Below are 5,523 nucleotides of genomic sequence, written 5' to 3'. Positions count from 1 at the left end.
TAATAAGGTACGTGAAGTATTTCTTTCCCACTTTCGTTCAATGGACCTAACGAATTGGCGTAAACCGAGAGTACTTGAACAATATGATGTCACACCTGAGTGGGTTGTGTATCATTTGATTGAACATGAATCACATCATAGGGGGCAGATTTTCCAATTGCTTAGCAATTTACGGAATGATTAAGATGTTAAAGAATGGGGAATTTTTATCCCTTTTGAACTAACGGATTGGCTCCAGTTAATTAACAAGCCAATAAGCGAAGGCTTGTTTAAGAACTTATTATTACGCAATATCAGCTAAATCAAGTCGTTTAGTTATTTGCAACGAAAATAACATTCATCGGTATTTTTTCAATGATAGAAAAAATACTATAATTGAAATATAAGTCAAAATTTTCCATAATAATCTGATAGTTACATGTATAATAATTGATAGAAAACTCACCATTGTTTTGCTAGCCAAACTGTTGAATAAAAAGGAGTGGCAATGATGGAAAGGAAAAAAATCTTTTATTGGATCATCCCGATTCTATTAATTGTCTTTTTAGGCAATGCTGTGTACGCTACAGAACAACAAGAAACATCTAAAGTGAAAGAATCTTCTGCATTAAAGGGGCAATTCTACCTTGAAGACGTAGTAAAAATTTACGTACCATCTACATATAATGTTGATCAACCAATTGATAATACTCCATATGTAAACAAGTCATTAGAAGAATTCTCAAGAATGTTTGGAGGAGCAACAGCCATCGATGGTACAGGATCATGGCTATCTGATGATAATCAATTGGTTARGGAGAAAGTAACGATTGTATATAGCTATGTAGAAGACTTGGATAAGAAAAAAATTAATCAAGTAGTTGCTTATACCAAGTCTCTAAAGGAAGAGATGAAACAATCATCTGTGTCTCTTGAAGTGAACGGGAAGATGTACTTTATTGAATAACCGATTTAAAGAAGCTTAGAGATTTTATATCTCAAGGCTTTTAGTCCTCAAGAATAAGATTTTATAGGTGAAATGAAAGTTCCAATAGAACAAACTGAGATCCTTGAAAAATGGAAATAAGTAATGAAAATCTTATGCTAAATCATGTAACAAAGACAGTCACAAAACAGGGTATGACTTCAGCTAATTTCTGATTGGTCATTCTTCGGAAAAAAGTCTTGGGATGAACTTGATGCTAAAGGGTTGGATCTTAAGCCTCTTTATTCGTAAGCTACAAAGCATAGTCTTGCCAAAAATCTTTTTTTAGGAAATGGAGAAGAAAATCATGAAAAGCAAAATCCAAAAAATCACAACAAACTTGTGGTTTGATACACAAGCTGAACAGGCAGCGAAGTTTTACGCTTCTATCTTTAAAAATTCCAAGATTGGAAGAATCACTCACTATGGAAAAGAGGGGCATGAAATCCACGGGATATTAGAAGGAACAGTAATGACCGTGGAATTTCAACTGGAAGGCCAGGAATTCGTAGCATTAAATGGCGGTCCGCAATTCAAATTTACAGAGGCAATATCATTTATCGTCAATTGCGAGTCACAAGTAGAATTGGACTATTTTTGGGAAAAACTCTCCGAAGGCGGAGACGAGAAGGCACAAGTGTGCGGTTGGCTGAAAGATAAGTATGGTGTTTCATGGCAAATTATTCCTACGGTCCTAACTGAGATGCTAAGCGACCACGATCCAGAAAAATCAGCAAGAGTTATGAATGCAATGCTCCAAATGAAAAAAATTGACATCAAAACATTAAAGCAAGCGTATGAGGGATAAGGTTACAAGTTGTTTGAGGTATTAAAAATGAATTTCTTTGTTGTCACTTTACAAGACCATTTAATAAAAAGTTTGATTAAAAACCTGTATAAATGTATACAGGTTTTTTAGATTGTTCCACTGAACTATCCTCGCTATAGGTCCTTTTTCTTATCTCTAAATATTAACAGTGTTGTTTAACAAATCCTTATTTTGATATTGTTGCAATTAATTTATTGACAATTTAAAATATTGTTGTTATTTTAATGTTACCGGTAACACACTAGTAACAAGAGGAGGTCAAAATGATTATTGATGCTCATCAGCATTTTTGGAAGATTGACCGAGCTGACTATTCTTGGCTTTCAAAAGATATGGGAGTCCTCTATCAAGATTATCTTCCAGAAGATTTAAATCCCTTATTAGAAAAACATGGTATTGCTGGAACTGTACTTATCCAAGCTGCTCCTACATATGAAGAGACTTTATTTCTTTTATCATTGTATGAGCGGTATGACTGGATTTATGGTGTAGTCGGCTGGATAGACTTATCTTCTCCAGCTTTTCCGAAGCAACTAGATTCGTTAATGAAACGACCGGGAATTGTTGGTTTGCGTCCAATGCTCCAGGATTTAGAAAATAGTGATTGGATATTACAAGAGCAAGTGATAGAAAATTTAAAATGGCTTATTAGATATAATCTTCCATTAGATTTATTAATTAATAATAAACACATTTCATCGATTTTAACTTTATTGAAAACGCTTCCGAACTTAATGACAGTAATAGATCATATGGCTAAACCGAATATTACTAAAGGGGATTTAAGCGAGTGGAAAGAGGATATGTACGCTCTATCACAGTTTCCCAATGTTTGGTGCAAAATGTCGGGTTTAATGACGCAAGCGAATCCAGCTATGTGGAAAACTGAAGATTTTGAGCCATATATTCATCATATTGTGCAAACATTTGGTCCATCCCGTTTGCTTTTCGGCAGCGATTGGCCTGTATGTTTATCAGCTGGAAGCTATGATGACGCACTGCAGATTATCAAAAGAAATGTACCGGAAAATTTAACCAATAAGGAAATGGATAAAATATTTTTTAATAATGCGAAAGCCTTTTACAAATTAAAAGAAAGGGGAGATAGCCATGAGTAAAGTAGGCTATGAACAGGACGTTACGAGCATCGTTATGTCTGATCAAGATAATGTAGCGACTCTTTTGAAAGATGTAGAAGAAGAAGAAACATTACTATACGTCATCAATGGCCAAAAAGCGGTATTGACAGCCAAGCAATCGATTCCATTTGGACATAAAATCGCAATTAAACCGATTGAAAAATTAGCAACGGTTATCAAATATGGAGAAGTAATCGGTGCAGCGACAATTGATATCGAACCTGGTGAACATGTCCATGTACATAATATTGAAGGAATCAGAGGAAGAGGAGATAAGGCGGAAGGGGAGAAACAACGATGAGCATGATAAAAGGGTACCGTCGTTCAAACGGGAAATTTGGAATACGTAATCATCTGTTAATTATCCCTACTGTCATTTGTGCAAATCACGTAGCCAATAGAATCCAGCAAGCTGTACCAGACTCTGTAGCTATTCCGCATCAGCATGGCTGCAGCCAGATTGGTGATGACAAGGAACGTACACACAGACTTCTTGGAGGAATGGGGAAAAACCCAAATGTAGGTGCAGTTCTTTTAATTAGCTTAGGCTGTGAGGTTATTGATGCTAAAGTTTTGAAACAAGAAATTGAAGAAGAAACAGGAAAACCTGTTGAGTGGCTTGATATCCAAGATGCAGGCGGAACGATAAAAGCTATTCAAAAAGGGTCTGAATTGGCAAAAAGCTTATTCAAGGAAATCGAAAAAGTGCCACAAGTAGATGTTCCTATTTCAGAATTAATACTAGGTGTGAAATGCGGCGGTTCCGATGCTACATCTGGTCTGTGCAGCAATCCCGCTTTAGGAAAAACAGCTGATCAGCTCTTAAATCAGGGCGGAACCATTGTAATGGGTGAAACAACTGAAATTATCGGGGCTGAACATATTGTCGCTCAAAAAGCTGTGAGCGAAGAAGTGGCAAATAAGCTATATGCCTATGTTAATAAATTTGAAAAAGAAGTAGAACGCATTGGGGCAGATATGCGTGGCGGAAATCCAAGCCCGGGTAATATAGAGGGAGGCCTGTCTACTATCGAAGAAAAATCTCTTGGCTGTATAAGTAAAGCAGGTACTGCTCCCTTGAACGATGTATTATCTTTTGCAGAAGAAATTCCAGGGAACGGCTATTACTTCATGGATTCACCAGGGAATGATATCGAGTGTGTATCGGGTATGGCTGCCGCTGGTGTTCATATGGTCTGCTTTACGACAGGAAGAGGGACACCGACTGGAAACCCAATTATTCCGGTCATCAAAATAACGGGAAATGAACATACTGCCATCAAAATGATCGATAACATTGATATAGATACAAGTCCTGTAATGAAAGGAAAAGAAACAACAGAAGAAGCAGGAAATCGTATTTTCGAAACGGTTCTTAAAACAGCACAAGGTGAGCTGACAAAAGCTGAAATTTTAGGCCATCAAGAATTTAGTATCAGCCGAATCAGCATCAGCCTATAAAACAAATAGGAGAAGGAGGATCTATATATATGAGTAAATTAAAAAATCGAACAGCTCTTGTCACAGGTGGTAGCCGAGGGATTGGGGCAGCAATTGTCATGAGATTAGCTGAAGAAGGCGCTAATGTGGCTATCAATTATACATCACCCGGTTCATTTGAAAAAGCAAACGCTTTAAAAGAAAAAGTAGAAAAAGAGTTTCATATTCAAGCGATTGTTGTGAAAGCAAATGTTGGGGTGAAAGAAGAAGTTGACCAAATGATAGACCAAGTAGAAAAAGAGTTAGGATCGGTAGAAATCCTAGTGAATAATGCTGGTATTGCTCCATTTGAACCTTTTTTGAGTCTTTCAGAAAAAACATGGGATGATACCTATCAGACGAACGTAAAATCGATCTTTTTGACAACCCAAAGAGCGGCGAAAAAAATGATCGAAAATAAATATGGAAAAGTCATTAATATTACATCAACTGCGAGTGTTCTTGTGACAAGTCCAGTAATCCCGCATTATATCTCATCAAAAGCAGCAGCTTCGCATTTAACAAAGGCCTTGGCGATTGAGTTAGGMAAATACAATATTAATGTAAATGCAGTCGGACCGAGCACCGTTRCAACGGATATGTGYGATGAATATTTGGCAGATCCTCAAATTCTAGCAAAAGAGATTGAAGYGAATCCAATGAAGAGACTTGGAACAGAAAAACAAATTGGTGATTCTGTTKTCTTTTTAGCCTCTGATGAAGCCGTGCAAATCAATGGGCATCTGTTAATGGTAGATGGCGGATTAACGGTTAAAGCGGCACAGCCTGAAGATCATATGAATCATGAACAGGAGGTAAYATTATGAGACTACTCAACAAGATAGCAGTTATCACTGGTGGAGGAAGCGGTATCGGCAAGGAATCAGCCCGTTTATTTGCAAAAGAAGGCGCATTTGTTATCATCACAGACATTCATGCTGAAAATGGGCAAGGAACAGTTTCTGAAATAGAAGAAAATGGCGGAAAAGCAGCATTTTACGAAGTAGATGTGACGAATCCTGAAGCGGTTCAATCTGCCATACATCAGATTATTGAGACGTATAAAAAAATAGATATTCTATTCAACAATGCAGGAATCAGCAATGTGGGTA

8 protein-coding genes are annotated in these 5,523 nt (G+C 37.0%); all 8 read left to right on the top strand.

The window, feature by feature from the left end:
• On the top strand, nt 1–184 hold a 184-nt coding region (locus AC1DUW_RS20250), incomplete at its 5' end, for a DinB family protein (protein WP_477643303.1).
• Between the two features lie 303 nt (nt 185–487).
• Nucleotides 488–946, top strand: coding sequence for a DUF3574 domain-containing protein (locus tag AC1DUW_RS20245; protein ID WP_477643302.1), 459 nt, complete (start codon nt 488–490; stop codon nt 944–946).
• Between the two features lie 325 nt (nt 947–1,271).
• Nucleotides 1,272–1,772: a VOC family protein gene (locus AC1DUW_RS20240; protein WP_477643301.1), complete on the top strand. Its 501-nt coding sequence runs from the start codon at nt 1,272–1,274 to the stop codon at nt 1,770–1,772.
• A gap of 284 nt (nt 1,773–2,056) precedes the next feature.
• Nucleotides 2,057–2,911, top strand: coding sequence for an amidohydrolase family protein (locus AC1DUW_RS20235; RefSeq protein ID WP_477643300.1), 855 nt, complete (start codon nt 2,057–2,059; stop codon nt 2,909–2,911).
• On the top strand, nt 2,904–3,233 hold the full coding sequence (locus tag AC1DUW_RS20230; RefSeq protein ID WP_053347607.1) for a UxaA family hydrolase: 330 nt from the start codon (nt 2,904–2,906) through the stop codon (nt 3,231–3,233). The genes AC1DUW_RS20235 and AC1DUW_RS20230 overlap by 8 nt, the downstream gene beginning before the upstream one ends.
• Nucleotides 3,230–4,393 (top strand): UxaA family hydrolase, encoded by a 1,164-nt coding sequence (locus AC1DUW_RS20225; RefSeq protein WP_098175530.1) that lies wholly within the window; start codon nt 3,230–3,232, stop codon nt 4,391–4,393. Before AC1DUW_RS20230 ends, AC1DUW_RS20225 begins: the two co-directional genes overlap by 4 nt.
• 29 nt (nt 4,394–4,422) lie before the next feature.
• Nucleotides 4,423–5,238: an SDR family NAD(P)-dependent oxidoreductase gene (locus tag AC1DUW_RS20220; RefSeq protein ID WP_477643299.1), complete on the top strand. Its 816-nt coding sequence runs from the start codon at nt 4,423–4,425 to the stop codon at nt 5,236–5,238.
• A partial coding sequence (locus AC1DUW_RS20215) for an SDR family NAD(P)-dependent oxidoreductase (protein ID WP_477643298.1) occupies nt 5,235–5,523 on the top strand: 289 nt, incomplete at its 3' end. The genes AC1DUW_RS20220 and AC1DUW_RS20215, both read left to right, overlap by 4 nt.

It is taken from the genome of Peribacillus sp. P4_C12 (assembly GCF_056402095.1).
Note: the sequence above shows the minus strand (reverse complement) of the source record. Positions and strands in the feature narration are given on the sequence as shown.